At 44.2% G+C, this 15599-nt stretch carries 13 protein-coding genes; 4 read left to right on the plus strand and 9 right to left on the minus strand.

Annotated features, from left to right (window positions below; genetic code table 11):
- Nucleotides 1-51: 51 nt before the first annotated feature.
- Complete coding sequence (locus tag WKT20_RS11280) at nucleotides 52-2517, minus strand: bifunctional UDP-N-acetylmuramoyl-tripeptide:D-alanyl-D-alanine ligase/alanine racemase (protein ID WP_340417385.1); 2466 nt, start codon at nucleotides 2515-2517, stop codon at nucleotides 52-54.
- Nucleotides 2493-3479 (minus strand): GSCFA domain-containing protein, encoded by a 987-nt coding sequence (locus tag WKT20_RS11285; protein ID WP_340417386.1) that lies wholly within the window; start codon nucleotides 3477-3479, stop codon nucleotides 2493-2495. Before WKT20_RS11285 ends, WKT20_RS11280 begins: the two co-directional genes overlap by 25 nt.
- A gap of 83 nt (nucleotides 3480-3562) precedes the next feature.
- On the opposite strand from WKT20_RS11285, the gene dxs reads away from it, so the two are divergent.
- The 3 genes from dxs (at nucleotide 3563) to WKT20_RS11300 (ending at nucleotide 8247) form a co-directional block, all read left to right on the plus strand.
- A complete protein-coding gene (dxs, locus tag WKT20_RS11290; protein ID WP_040312541.1) occupies nucleotides 3563-5470 on the plus strand; it encodes a 1-deoxy-D-xylulose-5-phosphate synthase in 1908 nt (635 codons plus the stop codon).
- Nucleotides 5467-6804 carry a Trk system potassium transporter TrkA gene (trkA, locus tag WKT20_RS11295; protein ID WP_007560064.1) on the plus strand — a complete coding sequence of 446 codons (1338 nt, stop codon included), beginning with the start codon at nucleotides 5467-5469 and terminating at the stop codon, nucleotides 6802-6804. Before dxs ends, trkA begins: the two co-directional genes overlap by 4 nt.
- 66 nt (nucleotides 6805-6870) lie before the next feature.
- On the plus strand, nucleotides 6871-8247 hold the full coding sequence (locus WKT20_RS11300) for a hypothetical protein (RefSeq protein WP_340417387.1): 1377 nt from the start codon (nucleotides 6871-6873) through the stop codon (nucleotides 8245-8247).
- A gap of 64 nt (nucleotides 8248-8311) precedes the next feature.
- Here the strand turns inward: WKT20_RS11300 and WKT20_RS11305 are convergent, their stop codons facing one another.
- Nucleotides 8312-8893, minus strand: a complete 582-nt coding sequence (locus WKT20_RS11305; RefSeq protein WP_007560067.1) for a DUF3109 family protein — start codon at nucleotides 8891-8893, stop codon at nucleotides 8312-8314.
- Nucleotides 8894-9023: 130 nt separating this feature from the next.
- On the opposite strand from WKT20_RS11305, the gene WKT20_RS11310 reads away from it, so the two are divergent.
- Nucleotides 9024-9626, plus strand: a complete 603-nt coding sequence (locus WKT20_RS11310; RefSeq protein WP_117702798.1) for a ribonuclease HII — start codon at nucleotides 9024-9026, stop codon at nucleotides 9624-9626.
- A 74-nt stretch (nucleotides 9627-9700) separates the two neighbouring features.
- Here the strand turns inward: WKT20_RS11310 and WKT20_RS11315 are convergent, their stop codons facing one another.
- From WKT20_RS11315 to WKT20_RS11340, 6 genes are all read right to left on the minus strand, one after another.
- Complete coding sequence (locus tag WKT20_RS11315; RefSeq protein ID WP_022053998.1) at nucleotides 9701-9922, minus strand: immunity 17 family protein; 222 nt, start codon at nucleotides 9920-9922, stop codon at nucleotides 9701-9703.
- A 2-nt stretch (nucleotides 9923-9924) separates the two neighbouring features.
- Entirely contained in the window at nucleotides 9925-10353 is a 429-nt protein-coding gene (gene tsaE / locus WKT20_RS11320) for a tRNA (adenosine(37)-N6)-threonylcarbamoyltransferase complex ATPase subunit type 1 TsaE (protein ID WP_007560073.1), read from the minus strand.
- A gap of 32 nt (nucleotides 10354-10385) precedes the next feature.
- On the minus strand, nucleotides 10386-11207 hold the full coding sequence (locus tag WKT20_RS11325) for a metal ABC transporter permease (protein ID WP_340417388.1): 822 nt from the start codon (nucleotides 11205-11207) through the stop codon (nucleotides 10386-10388).
- 14 nt (nucleotides 11208-11221) lie between these two features.
- Nucleotides 11222-11641 carry a phospholipase gene (locus tag WKT20_RS11330; RefSeq protein ID WP_118165265.1) on the minus strand — a complete coding sequence of 140 codons (420 nt, stop codon included), beginning with the start codon at nucleotides 11639-11641 and terminating at the stop codon, nucleotides 11222-11224.
- Between the two features lie 11 nt (nucleotides 11642-11652).
- Nucleotides 11653-12885, minus strand: coding sequence for a 3-phosphoshikimate 1-carboxyvinyltransferase (locus WKT20_RS11335; protein WP_118165264.1), 1233 nt, complete (start codon nucleotides 12883-12885; stop codon nucleotides 11653-11655).
- A 41-nt stretch (nucleotides 12886-12926) separates the two neighbouring features.
- Nucleotides 12927-15599 (minus strand): hybrid sensor histidine kinase/response regulator transcription factor (locus tag WKT20_RS11340; RefSeq protein WP_340417389.1); only part of this gene is annotated, 2673 nt, incomplete at its 5' end.

Below are 15599 nucleotides of genomic sequence, written 5' to 3' on the forward strand. Positions count from 1 at the left end.
GATGATTAATTTCTTCGTTGAGGGCCGTATTGTTATGAATGAGATAGAAGATTAATCTTGGTAATAGACTCTTTTTACACGGTTTGACACGCTGGTCAGGATTTCATACGGAATCGTTTCCAGTATATCGGAAAGTACTGTTACCGGGAGGTCATCGCCGAAGATAATGGCCTTGTCACCTTCCTTACAATCAATATCTGTTACATCAATCATACATACATCCATGCAGATATTTCCTACGTAGGGGGCTTTCTGTCCGTTCACCAGACAGTAAGCATGTCCGTTACCCAGATGGCGGTTTAATCCGTCGGCATATCCGATGGGGATAGCTGCAATGCGTGAATCACGTGTCAGTACACCTTTACGGCTGTAGCCTACAGTTTCATCTGCCGGTACCTCGTGGATTTGCAGGATAGTTGTCTTTAGGGTTGTGACATTGTGCAGCATCTTGTTGGTAAACGGATCTACTCCGTATAATCCGATTCCCAGGCGGACCATGTCGAGTTGTGCACCCGGATAACGCTCAATACCTGCTGTGTTACAGATATGGCGAATAATTTTGTGCTTGAAACCTTCCTGAAGCGTGGTCGAAGCAGCTTCGAAGGTTTCTATCTGATGGCGTGTGAAGGCATCAAAGCGTTCTGCATCACTGCCTACTAGGTGAGAGAATACGGAACGAGGGATGACTGCACTCTGTTTCTGGAGGCGCTGTACGAGTTGCGGGATTTCGTTTGGAGCAAATCCTAACCGGTGCATACCTGTTTCAATCTTGATATGAATCGGGAAATTGCTGACTCCTTCACGTTCCGCAGCTTTGATAAGTTCCTCCAATAGATGGAAACTGTATACTTCTGGTTCTAGACGATAATCAAACATCGTTTTGAAAGCCGTGATTTCCGGATTCATGATGATGATGGAACTGTTGATACCTGCTTTACGCAAATCGGCTCCTTCATCGGCCACAGCCACAGCCAGATAGTCTACTCGCTGGTCTTCCAGTGTCTTGGCAATTTCAAATGAACCGGCCCCATAAGCTGAGGCTTTTACCATACAAACGATTTTAGTCTCCGGTTTCAGCTTGTTACGGTAGTAGTTCAGGTTGTCTACCAGTGCATTCAGGTTGATTTCCAGAATGGTTTCGTGTACCTTCAGTTCCAACGCATCTGTAATGTCATCAAAGTGGAATACACGTGCCCCTTTTATCAGAATATCTTCGTTATGCAACTGGTTCAGCAAACCGGAATTTAAAAGTTCGGAAGTATTGGCAAAAAAGTCTTTCTGTATTTCAAACCGATTGGCTGCAGCAGAGATTTCTTCGCCGACTCCGATAATATGGTCTACTTTCCGGCTATGCACCAGGTCGGCTACTTGTCTGTATAATAGTTTGCTTGTTTGTCCACTTTCCAGCATGTCCGACAGGATGAGTGTACGCTTCCGGTTCTTATCTTCCGAGCGTCTCATCATAAAATCGAGTGCGATATCGAGCGAGGCAAAGTCTGAATTATAACTGTCATTAATCAAGGTGCAACCGTTTTTACCTTCTTTTACCTCCAGTCGCATGGCTATGGGTTCCAGATGAAGCATGCGTTCAGCAATTGTTTCAGGGGGTACCATGAGATAAAGTGCTACGGCTAGACAGTTAAGTGAGTTCTCAATGGACGCATCGTCAATGAATGGGATACGGTATTCCTTGAAGAATCCTAAGTAGCGGTATTTGATGGTGGTTCCCGTATCGTCTTTCAGGATTTTCTCAATGAAAAGCGGGCGTTCGGAATCTTTGGTTGACCAGGCAATTTCACGGGCTGTGAACAGTGATTTGGTTACACAGCTGGTGATAAGTTCGTTGTCACCGTTGTACACAATCACGTCGCAGTCCTTGAACAACTGCAGTTTCTCCATACACTTGTCTTGTACGGAAGAGAAGTTTTCCTGATGTGCTCCTCCGATGTTGGTCAGAATACCGATGGTGGGTTGGATGATAGGACGTAATGCTTCCATCTCACCCATTTCGGAAATACCGGCTTCAAAAATACCCAATTCCGTATGTTCATTCATCAGCCATACGGAAAGAGGCACTCCGATTTGTGAATTATAGCTTCTTGGAGAACGGGTGATGGTACGGTCCGGACTTAGTATCTGGTATAACCATTCTTTTACCACAGTCTTTCCATTACTTCCCGTGATACCAATGACCGGCACCTGAAATTGTTCTCTGTGTTTGGATGCCAGACGTTGTAAGCTTTTCAGCGGGTTGGGTACAATCAGGAAATTGGCGTCAGTATATGATGAGGCCGCTTCCGGTATTTCGTTGACTACGAAATTACGTACCCCTTTCTGGTAAAGATCTGGGATATATTTATGTCCGTCATTGCGTTTTGTCTTTAAGGCAAAGAACAGCGTCTCTTCCGGAAAACACAATGACCGGCTGTCAGTTAGAATCCAGTCGATTGTAGAGGAGGTAGTTCCTATGCGTTGAGCTCCTAAAATGGAGGCTATTTCTTCAATTGTGCTTGACATAACTTTATTTCCTTTTGAACATCTAAGTACGGTAATTTTTCTTTTAAGTCCTCTATCTTTAACAGTATTTGACTTAAAAAGGTTTGGTAGGCTTCTGATTCGGGATTAAAAGGGCGGTGGGCTAGTCCCTGACGTATTTTATTCCACTCTTTCAGGAATGAGAGAGTAGAAGGTGTAAAATAACAACTACTGAAACACTCCCAGATATACTGAATGGCAAGCGGACTGGGATGCATCATATCGTCAGCGTAAAAACGATAATCCCGCAGTTCATCTATCGTAATCTCGTAAGAAGGGAAATAGTGGCAGAAGTCCGTCTGACGACAAATATGGTCAATTGCAATGAGTAAATTTGCCTTACTGAGCTGGTTGCCATGCAGACCGTCTTTGAGGTGACGTATCGGGCTGACAGTAAATAGACATTGCAGATTCGGGCGTACTGCTTTCAGCTCCTGTAATAAAGGTAAATATATGGCAGTTATTTCATCGGCACTGACCATCTTACGTTCAAATAACCGAGAAGGAAGCTTATGACAGTTTCCTATAATTTCTCCATTTTCTTTCCAGGTATAGACGAAGGATGAACCCCATGTGAAAATAATCCAGTCGGCTTGATTCAGATGCTCATGTCCTTGTTCGATGCGCTGATTGATTTTTTGTAGACAATCTTCCGCTTTGTGAGACGAAAAGGTACTGTGGTGCATCAGGCTGTACCATATTCCTTGCTCCTCACGTAAATCCTTTTCCCTGTAGAGGGCTTTTTTTAACAAGCATTGTATGGAAGTCGCTATTGACATGGGGTTATATAAAACCCCGAAAGGGTTCACGTCGCAACTGAATTTATGTTCGGCCAGCAAGTTTCCGATATGTTCGGAAAAACAGGAACCCCATATCATCAGCCGGTCAGTATGCTGAATTTTGGGGCCTTTGGCGGGTAGTTCAACTTTGGTTCTGAATTCCATGGCAAGAGAAAATTTACTGCAAATGTAAGTACATTATATATATTTATGCTATTTTTGTGCGATTAAAGTTAATGAGGAACAGGATGGAACAGACTACTTCATACGATTTGCTGAATAAGATAGATAGCCCAGAGGATTTACGGAAACTTTCTGTCGAAGCGCTGCCAGAGGTCTGTAATCAGCTTAGAAATAAGATTATAGATGAGTTGTCTCGTAATCCGGGACATTTTGGTTCCAGCTTGGGGGTGATAGAGTTGACCGTGGCTCTTCATTATGTGTATCAGACTCCTTACGATCGTATTGTTTGGGATGTAGGACATCAGGCATACGGACATAAGATTCTGACAGGCCGTCGTGACCGTTTCTGTACCAATCGTAAGTTGAATGGTATTTGTCCTTTCCCTTCTCCTGCAGAAAGTGAGTATGATACTTTTACGTGTGGACATGCGTCGAATTCTATTTCGGCTGCACTGGGTATGGCGGTAGCAGCTGCACGAAAAGGAGAAGATAACCGTCATGTGGTGGCTGTTATTGGCGACGGTTCCATGAGTGGCGGTCTGGCTTTTGAAGGATTGAACAACGCTTCTTCTACTCCCAATAATCTGCTGATTATCCTGAACGATAATAATATGGCCATCGACCGCAGTGTGGGTGGAATGAAGCAGTATTTATTGAATCTGCATACCTCCGAGGGATATAACCGGTTGAGAAATGCCTTATCGAGAAAGCTTTATCGCTGGGGAATTCTGAACGATGAACGGCGTAAGAGCCTGATACGTTTCAACAACAGCCTGAAGTCCATGCTGATGCAGCAGCAGAATATCTTTGAGGGACTGAATATCCGTTATTTCGGTCCGGTGGACGGACACGATGTCACTGCCTTGACAAAGGTCCTGAAGGAAATAAAGGATATGAAAGGGCCGAAGTTGCTGCACATACATACCCGTAAAGGAAAGGGCTTTAAACCAGCTGAAGAAGCAGCAACCTTGTGGCATGCACCCGGTATTTTTGACAAGGAGACGGGAGAACGTATCGTCTCGGATACAAGTGGTATGCCGCCGTTGTTTCAGGACGTATTTGGAAATACGCTGCTGGAGTTAGCCCGTAAGAATGAGAAAATTGTGGGGGTAACTCCCGCCATGCCTTCCGGATGTTCCATGAATATTATGATGAAGGAAATGCCTGACCGTGTGTTTGACGTAGGAATTGCGGAAGGACATGCTGTAACTTTTTCTGGAGGAATGGCGAAAGACGGGCTTTTGCCTTTCTGTAATGTGTATTCTTCGTTCATGCAGCGTGCATACGATAATATAATTCATGATGTAGCTATTCAGAAGTTGAATGTGGTACTTTGTCTGGACCGTGCCGGATTGGTGGGTGAAGACGGACCAACGCATCATGGAGCCTTTGATATGGCCTATTTGCGGCCGATACCTAACCTGACAATTGCTTCTCCGTACGATGAACATGAGCTGCGAAAGCTGATGTACACGGCTCAGTTGCCCGATAAAGGACCTTTTGCCATCCGTTATCCTCGCGGACGAGGAGTACTGACAGATTGGGAATGTCCGCTGGAAGCTGTAGAAGTAGGTAAGGGACGTAAATTGAAAGACGGTAATGACTTGGCGGTGATTACGATTGGTCCGATCGGGAATAAAGCCGCAGCAGCTATTGCTTCTGCAGAAAAAGAGCTGGGATGTAGCATCGCACATTACGACTTGCGTTTCTTGAAACCGTTGGATGAAGATTTGCTGCATGAAGTAGGACAGAAATTTACGCGAGTACTGACCATAGAAGACGGAGTACGCAATGGCGGCATGGGAAGTGCTGTACTTGAATTCTTGTGTGACCATGGTTACAAACCGTGTGTGCAGCGATTGGGACTTCCCGATGCTTTTGTACAACATGGACCAGTCAATGATTTGTATGCTATTTGCGGTCTGGATGAAAAGGGGATATTTAGTTCAATTACACAGATAATGAATTTATGAAAATTATTATAGCTGGTGCAGGTGCCGTAGGAACTCACTTGGCAAAACTATTGTCGGGCGAAAAGCAGGATATTATCCTGATGGATGAAGACGAGAGCAAGTTGAGTGCTATGGGAAACAACCTGGACCTTATGACTGTCAATCTTTCGCCCACTTCGATTAATGGATTAAAAGAAGCCGGGGTAGCTGGGGCTGATTTGTTCATCGGAGTTATGCCTGATGAAAGTCGCAATATGACGGCCTGTATGCTGGCTACAAGTTTAGGGGCCAAGAAAACCGTGGCTCGTATTGACAACTATGAATATCTGCTGCCTAAGCATAAAGAGTTCTTTGCCAAGCTGGGGGTGCATTCGCTGATTTATCCAGAGATGCTGGCGGCCCGCGATATTGTGGATGCCGTAAAAATGAGCTGGATTCGTCAGTGGTGGGAATTTGCCGGAGGAGCATTGGTCTTGTTAGGAACTAAAATGCGCGAAAAGGCAGAAATCCTGAATGTTCCTTTACATGAACTGGGAGGAAGAAACATTCCTTTCCACATTGTAGCCATTAAGAGAGGAAACGAAACAATCATTCCACGTGGAGATGATGTGATAAAGTTGAATGACATTGTCTATTTTACCACGACGAAAAAGTACATTCCTTATATTCGTAAGATTTCCGGAAAAGAAAATGAAGCTGATGTCCGTAACGTGATGATTATGGGAGGAAGCCGCATAGCCGTACGTACAGTGCAATACATGCCCGATTACATGAAGGCCAAAATCATTGAGAGTAATATTGCCCGTTGCAATCGTCTGACCGAACTGGTAGATGATGGAGTAATGGTAATTAATGGCGACGGCCGTGACATTCAGCTGCTGATGGAGGAAGGTATAAAAAATACCGAAGCTTTTGTTGCTTTAACGGGTAATTCCGAAACCAATATTCTGGCTTGCTTGGCAGCTAAGCGAATGGGGGTAACCAAGACGGTGGCCGAAGTGGAGAATGTGGATTACATCAGTATGGCCGAGAGTTTGGATATTGGTACGGTAATCAATAAAAAGTTTATTGCTGCCAGTCATATTTACCAGATGATGTTGGATGCCGATGTCTCAAACGTAAAATGTCTGACTTTTGCCAATGCCGATGTGGCTGAGTTTACGGTCAAGCCGGGAGCAAAGATAACCAAGCAGCCGGTGAAAGATTTAGGGTTGCCTAAGGGGGCGACAATCGGTGGATTGATTCGTAATGGAGAAGGTATTTTGGTAACTGGTAATACGATGATTCAGGAAAACGATCATGTTGTAGTTTTCTGTCTGGGAATGATGATTAAGAAACTAGAAAAATATTTTTAACAGCAAATAATTAGGCTGTAAAGGTAGACGATTGAGTCTGATTGCGTTAATCAAAAGAAAAAGACTATGGAATTGCGCTATCAGACTCAATCGTTTTTTGTTATGCTGGCCTGCTTATTCTTTTGGGCAGGATGTGGCTCTTATCAGGTAGAAGAAAGTGAAGAAACCGAAACATCTGGTCCGTACGGAGTTGATGTAACCTTGTCCAATGCCCAGCTGTTTACTTCGTTGTATCCCTTACATCTTTATTTTTTTGATTCTCAGGGAGCTGTTTCTTGGGAGGAGGAGGTCTTGAGCCAACCGGAATGGCCTGCACTTTCCATGCCGAAAGGGGAGTATGTGTTTTCGGTTATATCTGGCTTATCTTCAGGAGACTATCTTCCTCCGATGGCTTTGAACTCCAAGCAATTTCTAACTTTTTCTGAAGGAAATTATGCTAAAACCCCTTTGGTAATAGGGAAAAATGTGGTCAAATTGCAGAATGATGTAAAAGTATCGGTTTCTCTTTCCTATGCAGTAGCTGCTTTGTATTTATTTTTTGGGGGAGTTCCTGATGAGGCAATTTCGGTAGAAGCCCGTATTTCTCCTGTCAGTTCCGGAATATCTTTGGAGGGTGCATTGAGTAATGACGGACAGTTTGCTTCCATACCATGTGAAAAAGTAAAAGGAGTCTGGAAAGCCGGACCAATATATGTATTACCTTCAGAAGGCTTGCAGACTCATCTTTCTTTGAATATTCAAACTGCATCCGAGGAAACGGTATATGGCTATTTCTTTAATTATCCGTTGGAAGCCGGAAAGCCTTATCGTTTTATCAGTACGGGCGATGGGGAAATATCTTTGGAAGGAAACACTCAGATAGCCGGCTGGACACCGGAAGTATCGGAAGAGTTCCCCTTTGAGAATATGACAGAAGAAGGAGAGTGGGAAGAGCCGGATGCTCCTGATGGAGGAGAAGGTACGGAAGGCAACGAGGACGAAGATGACGGGCAAGATACAGAGGAGGATACCGACGTAATTGTTTCCGAAGTATTACCTGAATCAGAAACTGTTTGGGGACCTTTTTTCGTATGGAAGGTAGAATCTCTTTCCACGAATGAGGTATTGGCTACGCTTGTTTCTCCCCGACAATGGTTATTGAAAAAAGCAGAGGCCATATCTGTTTCTGAAGCTTATGAGGAGGATGGAATATCAGGCTGGAGAACTTTTACCACAGAAGAAGCCAAAGAATTCCGCGATCAGTATGATGATACGATTGTAGAACTTAGTGATATGTTGGCGGAAAACGGATTAGACCGTTTCAATAAGTATGATTGCCGCTATTTGTGCAATGACTTTAATTCTACCTTTTGCTTCTATAATACTCAAATTGTGAAATCTGGAGAAACCGTAGACTATGCCTTGCGTCTGGTGAAAAAAGTACGTGTAGAAAAAGCAAAATAAGGTACGAAAAATCCCGCCACAGAGCTCTCATGAGAGAGCATCTTGTGGCGGGATTCTTATTGTTTTAAATCAGATGCTGTGCTTCCAGTTCCTTGGCTACATTTTCCAGCTCCTGATACCATTCGTTACCGAATTTGCGAATCAATGGCTCTTTCAGAAATTTATAAACCGGCAGGTTCTCTTTCTTTCCCAACAAAACTGCGGCCTTACATACATCCCATCGGTGATAGTTGACTGCCTTATACGGGCCGTAATCTCCTATGCGTATCGGATACAGGTGGCAGGAAATCGGTTTGTAGAAGTTGCATTTCCCTTCCCGGTATGCTTTTTCGATGGCACAATAACAATAGCCTTTCTCATCGTAGCAGGTAAATACGCAGTCTTTTCCGTTGACGATAGAAGTAACCAGATCACCTTCTTCGTCTGTGTAGACTACCCCCTGACGTTTGATTACCTCCTGAGCTTCCGGAGCCAGATCGTCCCAGATTACGGGCAGCACTTCCTCCAGTTTCTCCACTTCTTCTAGTTCTACGGGTGCACCTGCATCCCCTTCAATACAGCATTCTCCTTTACAAGCGTGCAAGTCACATAGAAATTTTTCCCGGAATACATCCAGGCTTACTATTACGTCGTCAATCTGTACCATAAGTTTCTGTTTAGTGCGGCAAAGATACGAAAATCGGTGAATAACACAGGGATAACTTCTGCTGAAAATAAATGGCCACACTTGAAAAAAGCACTACCTTTGCAGTCCGAAAAAATAGAATGATTCATATATGCTGTTACCCTATTTACATAAAGACCTGATAGAAGCCGGTTGTGATGAGGCCGGTCGTGGTTGTCTGGCAGGAGCTGTCTATGCTGCAGCTGTCATTCTTCCTCCCGGATTTCAGAATGAAATGCTCAATGACTCCAAGAAACTGACGGAGAAACAGCGTTATGAATTGCGTACGGTAATCGAGAAAGAAGCTACAGCCTGGGCTGTAGGGGTAGTGACACCCGAGGAAATAGATAAGATTAATATCTTGAATGCTTCCTTTCTGGCCATGCACAGAGCCGTATCTCAGTTGCAGGTCACTCCTCAGCATCTGCTGATTGACGGGAACCGCTTCAATCCTTATCCGGGAATTCCGCATACCTCTATAGTGAAAGGAGACGGGAAGTATCTTTCCATAGCTGCTGCTTCCATTCTGGCAAAGACCTACCGTGATGATTACATGAACCGTCTGCATGAGGAATATCCCATGTACGACTGGAAGGGTAACAAAGGCTATCCCACCAAAAAACACCGGGCTGCCATTGCTGCCTACGGCACGACTCCTTATCATCGTATGAGCTTTAATTTGCTGGGCGACGGTCAGCTTTCCCTTGATTTTTGAAGTGTGGAAAAATAAAACAGCCTGTTAATAACCGGAGAAAGTTATTAACAAGCTGTTGAAAACTCTGTTTGTTTTTACACCGTACCCTGAATGGACAGGAAGAAAAAGATTCCTGTTCCCATCATCAGTATGCCAATCAGGGCATAAAACCAGCGTGCCTGTTTCCGTCCTACGTTTCTCACGATGAACTGTGTGTTCTGTGCCGTGAAAAACCAGTTCCAGTTGCAGATAGCCGCCAGTACAGACAAAAGTCCAACCAGGACAAATAGCCCTTGTATAAAATAGTGTATTCCCATTTTTATGCGTTATTCTCGTCGAAACGGACTGTGCGTGTACCGTCTTCTTTTTCTTCAATGTACACGTTTACTGCATTGCCCGGAAGCAGTTCCTCAATCAGTTCCGGCCATTCAATAAAGCAGAGAGCGCCACTGTAGAAATAATCTTCGTATCCCATGTCATACACTTCTTCCAGCTTTTTGATACGGTAGAAGTCAAAGTGGTAAATCAGTTCTCCGTTTTCATCTGAGCGGTATTCGTTGACAATGGCAAATGTCGGTGAGTTGATGACATCCGTTACGCCCAATTCTTCACATACGGCCTTGATGAATGTAGTCTTTCCGGCTCCCATTTTACCATAAAAGGCAAAGACCGTATTGTCTCCCATCGCTGCGATGAATTCTTTGGCAGCTTCATGGATATTGTCCAGTGAGTTGATTTTTATTTCCATAATACTGTGATTTTAACTTGATTCCGATATTCTTAATGAGCCGCTTTTTTGCGTAGCATGCAAATTAGCTTGGCTCCTACGTAAATTAAAATTGAGATGAATATGATTGCTGCCCCCGAAGGCACCCGAAGCTGGTAGGAAAGTAACAGACCTCCTAAACAGCCCACGTAACCAATGCCGACTGACAGCCAGATAATGCGCTTAAAACTATAGGTAAAGAGATTGGCCGTCATCTGCGGAAGCGTGAGCAGAGAAATAGCCAGTACAATACCTACCATACGTAAGCAAGCTACGATGGTCAGGGCGATGAAAGCCATGAGTGTATATTCGAAAGCATCCACAGGAATGCGCTGTGAACGGGCAAACTCCCGGTCAAAAGCAATGGCTGTGATAGGCCTTAGAAACAACGTAAAGAATAGAATAAGTGCTACGCTCAAGATAGCCAGCAGTGTAATGTCACTCCGGTTGATGGTCAGAATATTGCCGAACAGGAAGGACGACAGGTCGGGCGTGAATCCGGGAGCCAAGAAGCTGAAGATGATACCTACTGCCATACCAAATGTCCAGAATACCGCAATGGCAGAATCTTCCCGCATGTCACTGCGCTTGCTAAGCCATTCCACTCCGAAAGCTGACAGCACAGAGAATATGGCCGCACTTAAAATTGGGGAGATACCCGCATACAAGCCGATACCGATTCCTCCGAAAGAGGCATGCGTAATTCCTCCACTGATAAATACCAGTCGGCGGGTGACGATATACGTGCCTATAATTCCACAAGCAATGCTGGCAAACAGACTTCCCAGCAGGGCATGTTGGAAAAAAGTATAATGAAATAGTTCTAATACATTCATTGATGAATCGTAGCTTAGTGAAAACGACGTTCTCCGACAATCAGGAACAGTTCATCTTTCAGTTCGTCAGGGATTTCTATTCCGCGGAGTTGCAGGCTGCGGCACCATCCGGCTACCTCTTCCTCCTTCATGGTGTACATGATTTCCCGAAACTCATTGATTTCCTTTTCCGTGTAGTTGTCCGACGGATGTCCCTTGAAGCGGTCCAGTTCCTCATCGTCGTAATATTCTATTTGTTTGCTGACAGCTGCCAGCAGACTCTCTTTTTCACAGATTTGATGCTGTCCGCAGCATTCTTCGTCCACGGTTTTTATTTCGGGGGCTTCTTTCAGTTCCCCTCGTTCTATTTTCTTCTGGATAGATCGGTTATAAAAGAATCCGGCTATCAGTCCGAAAATGACTACTCCAATTAAAATAATGACAAGAATCCACATAATGAATCAGATTAAAGTTGGGTGATATGAAAACCTGCCGTCAGTAAATCATCCCAGAATCGGGGATAAGACTTGGATACGACGTGCGGATTACGGATGCGCAATGTACCATTACAAAGAGCAGCCGGTGCGAAAGCCATGGCCATGCGATGATCCTCATACGTATCGATGGCAGGCGATTCATCCGGAGTACATCGGGTACCATTCCATGAAAGTACAGAACCTTCACTTTCTTCCAGTACATAACCTAATTTACGCATTTCGGCAATTAAGGCAGCCATTCGGTCGGTTTCCTTGATTTTCAGACTTTGCAGGCCAGAGAAGCGGAATGGTATTCCCAACATGGCGCAAGTCACTACGAAGGTTTGTGCCAGATCAGGTTGATTTACGAAATTATATTCCATCCGGTCGGTATGCGGATGTGTTTTCTTTAGTGTCACGCTGTTTCCTTCTCTTTGCGTGCAGATACCCAACTGCTCAAACAACTCAGCCACTTTAGCATCCCCCTGCGGACTCTGTGCAAATAGTCCGGGAAGCGTTACGACGGCTTCATGCTTGGACAACGCCACGATTTCATACCAGTAGGAAGCCGCACTCCAGTCACTTTCCACGTAGTAAGGAATAGGATGGTAAGGGTGTGGAGCCACCTGCAAGGTATGGTCGGATGTCCATTCAGCTTTTGCCCCAAAATCTTTCATCACTTTCAGGGTCAGGTTGATATAAGGGCGTGAAATGATTTCTCCTTCCAGTTCCAGATTCAATCCGTGTGCCAGCATCGGTCCTATCATCAGCAAGGCCGAGATATATTGCGAACTGACATTTCCCGGAAGGCAGAGTGAATGTCCTTCCAGTGCCTTTCCCGTAATCTTTAACGGGGGATAACCTTCATTTTCCGTGTATTCAATCTGTGCACCCAGACTTCTCAGGGCATCTACTAAAATCTTGATAGGGCGTTGTCTCATCCGTTCGGTTCCAGTCAGTACATGTGTACCGGGAGTTACGGACAAATAAGCTGTCAGAAAGCGCATGGCCGTACCGGCAGCCATGATGTCAATCGTTTCCGGCATGTGTGTCAATGCTTCTATCATTACGCGCGTATCATCGCAGTCCGACAGGTTCTCCGGACGGCATGTACTGCCCGCCAGTGCATTGATGATAAGTGCCCTGTTGCAGATACTTTTAGAAGAAGGCAACTGAATACAAGTCTGTATGTCAGCCGGTGGGGTGATTTCTATACACTTCATGGTTTAATCAAATCTTTGTGACGCAAAGATACACAAAATTTTCATTCTGCTTTATGTGCATGACTGGCTATATACTCTCCCGGTTTCATTCCGAATTGTTTCTGGAAACATTTGCTGAAATAAGACGGATTATTGAATCCCACCATGTAGCTTACTTCATTAATACGGTACTGGTTTTCCAGCAAGAGGGAAGCTGCTTTCTTCAATCGGATAATCTGAATCATTTCATTTGGCGTTGTATTGGCCAGTCCCTTGATTTTCACAAATAATCCGGAACGGCTGATACACAGTTTTTCAGCTAAGAAGTCGACCGACAGTTCTTCGTTGTTCAGATTTTCTTCAATCAGGTGATTCATCTTCTCCAAAAATACCTTATCGTTCTGGTTGGCCGCAATGGAATTGATGGAAACCGTCGGCATTTGTGAGAATTTTTGTCGTAACTGCAAACGCAGTTCTAACAAATTCTTTATGCATGCTTCCAGGTATTGCAATGAGAACGGTTTCTCGATATAGGCATCTGCACCACAATTCATACTTGTAATCTTGGCTTCTGTATCGGTCTTTGCCGTAAGCAGGATAAACGGAATGTGACTGGTCAGTTGGTTGTTTCGTACCGCTTTACACAAATCAATTCCATTCATGTTCGGCATCATCCAGTCACTGATAATCAGGGCCACTTCCTGTTCCTTTAGCTTGTTGAGCGCATCCACCCCATCTACAGCCGTCGCAATGGTATAGCTGGTCTGGAAGTGAGAAGAGAGGAAGTTCAGCATGTCTTCATTATCATCCACAATCAGCATGATGGGAAGTACTTTTTGTGATGTGGCAGCTGTGTCATTCTGTTCAGGTATAATATCCTCTGGAATCGGATTGGTCGCCTGATTTTCTTCCTCTTCTGTCACTAGATTCTCTTGTTTTCTGGGAAGAGTGATAATGAACGAAGAACCTTTTCCCGGCTGAGAGGTCACGTTGACCTGACCATGGTGTGCTTCTACTATTCCCTTTACGATACTGAGTCCAATACCGGTTCCCGGTTTGTTCTCAGAAGCCTGATAGAAAGGTTTGAAAATTTTTTTCAGCTCCTCCTCGTTCATTCCTTTTCCATTGTCTTTTACTTCGATGGAAAAGGTCTGTCTTTCGGGATGTTCTTGAAAACGGACCTCAATCCTGCTTTGTGTATATTTGTTGGCGTTGGTCAACAGGTTGCTTAGCACCTTGGTAAGTGCTTCTTTATCTACATCCGCGTGGAAATGTTCATCAGGATAAGTGACGGAGAAGCTGACTCCATTTTGTTGAAGTGTTGGTGAGAAACGTTCACATACGGCCTGCATCAGCTCTTTGATGGACTGTGAAGTGAACTTCATTCGTATTTCTTTTTGTTCCACTTTCCGGAAATCCAGTAACTGATTTACCAGAAACAGCAATCGTTGGCTGTTACGGTCGATAATCTCCAGTTCTTGACGTTCGTTAATAGGAATATGAGTTGATTGCATGATTTTCTCCAGCGGTCCGATGATGAGTGATACCGGTGTACGTATTTCATGCGCAATCATGGTAAAGAAATTAATTTTAGCTTCGTGGATTTCTATTTCCTTTTTACTGTTCAGTTCGTCAATGGCTTTGGCATGCTTCTTTTCACTGCGTCGTATGACGTAGCGTAGCAAAAGTCCTAAAGCAAGCAGGAACAGCAGCACATAGCCAATCTTGAAAGGCAGAGACAGATAGAAGGGCGGATGCACAATGATACGGATGGAAGTACCTTCTTCGTTCCATATATTGTCATTGTTGGAGGCTTTCACTCTAAAGGTGTACGTACCTGCCGGAAGGTTGGTATAGGTAGTGCTGTGCTGTGAACCTACATAGTTCCAGCCTTTATCAAATCCTTCCAGCATGTAGGCATACTGATTTTTCTGTGGAGTGCAATAACTTAATGCGGCATAATTCAGGGTAATGACATTGTCTTTATAAGAAAGATGAATTTCTTTCAGATGGTCGATGGCTTCCGGTAATATGCCGTCTTTTTGTGTTTCAATTTTTTGGTTGAAAATTTCCAGGCTGGTCAGTACTACATTAGGCTTTTGTGTATTGAGCTTCAATTGGTGAGGATAGAAAGTATTAAAACCGTTGATGCTTCCGATATAGAATTCACCGTTGCGTGTTTTTAACGCAGAGGCCATGATGAATGCTTCACTTTGCAGCCCGTCGCTTTTAGTGAAAATCTGAGTCTCTTGTGTGGCTGGAGTATATTTCACCAGTCCTTTGGCAGTGGTAAGCCACAGACAGTCTTCTCCCTCTAAAATGGCATTGATGCATTCGTTGGGATGTCTAAGTGGTTGGTAAGTAAATACATCCTTAAGCGGATTATATAAGTATAACCCTTCGCTGGTTGCCACCCAGATTTCATTGTCTTTATTAATGCATAGATGGTTGACGGTTAGGCTATTGAAACCTTTTTCCAGACCATATTTTTCCCACTCCTTATTCTTTTGTGGAGAATATCGGAATAATCCTTTTCCTTGAGTTGCAATCCAAAAATTGCCTTTAGCATCCTCTGCAATCTCAATAACGAGTGCTTCCAGGTATTTGATTAGGGTAAAACGCTGTTTTTGGGCATCGTACTGACAAATTCCATTCATTGAACCTGTCCAGATTTGTCCTTGGCTATCTTTAAAAATAGAATAGATGCTATTTTCATCCAGACCATTTGTGGTATT

This window comes from Phocaeicola sp. ICN-14070 (genome assembly GCF_037892625.1).
GTDB lineage: Bacteria > Bacteroidota > Bacteroidia > Bacteroidales > Bacteroidaceae > Phocaeicola > Phocaeicola plebeius.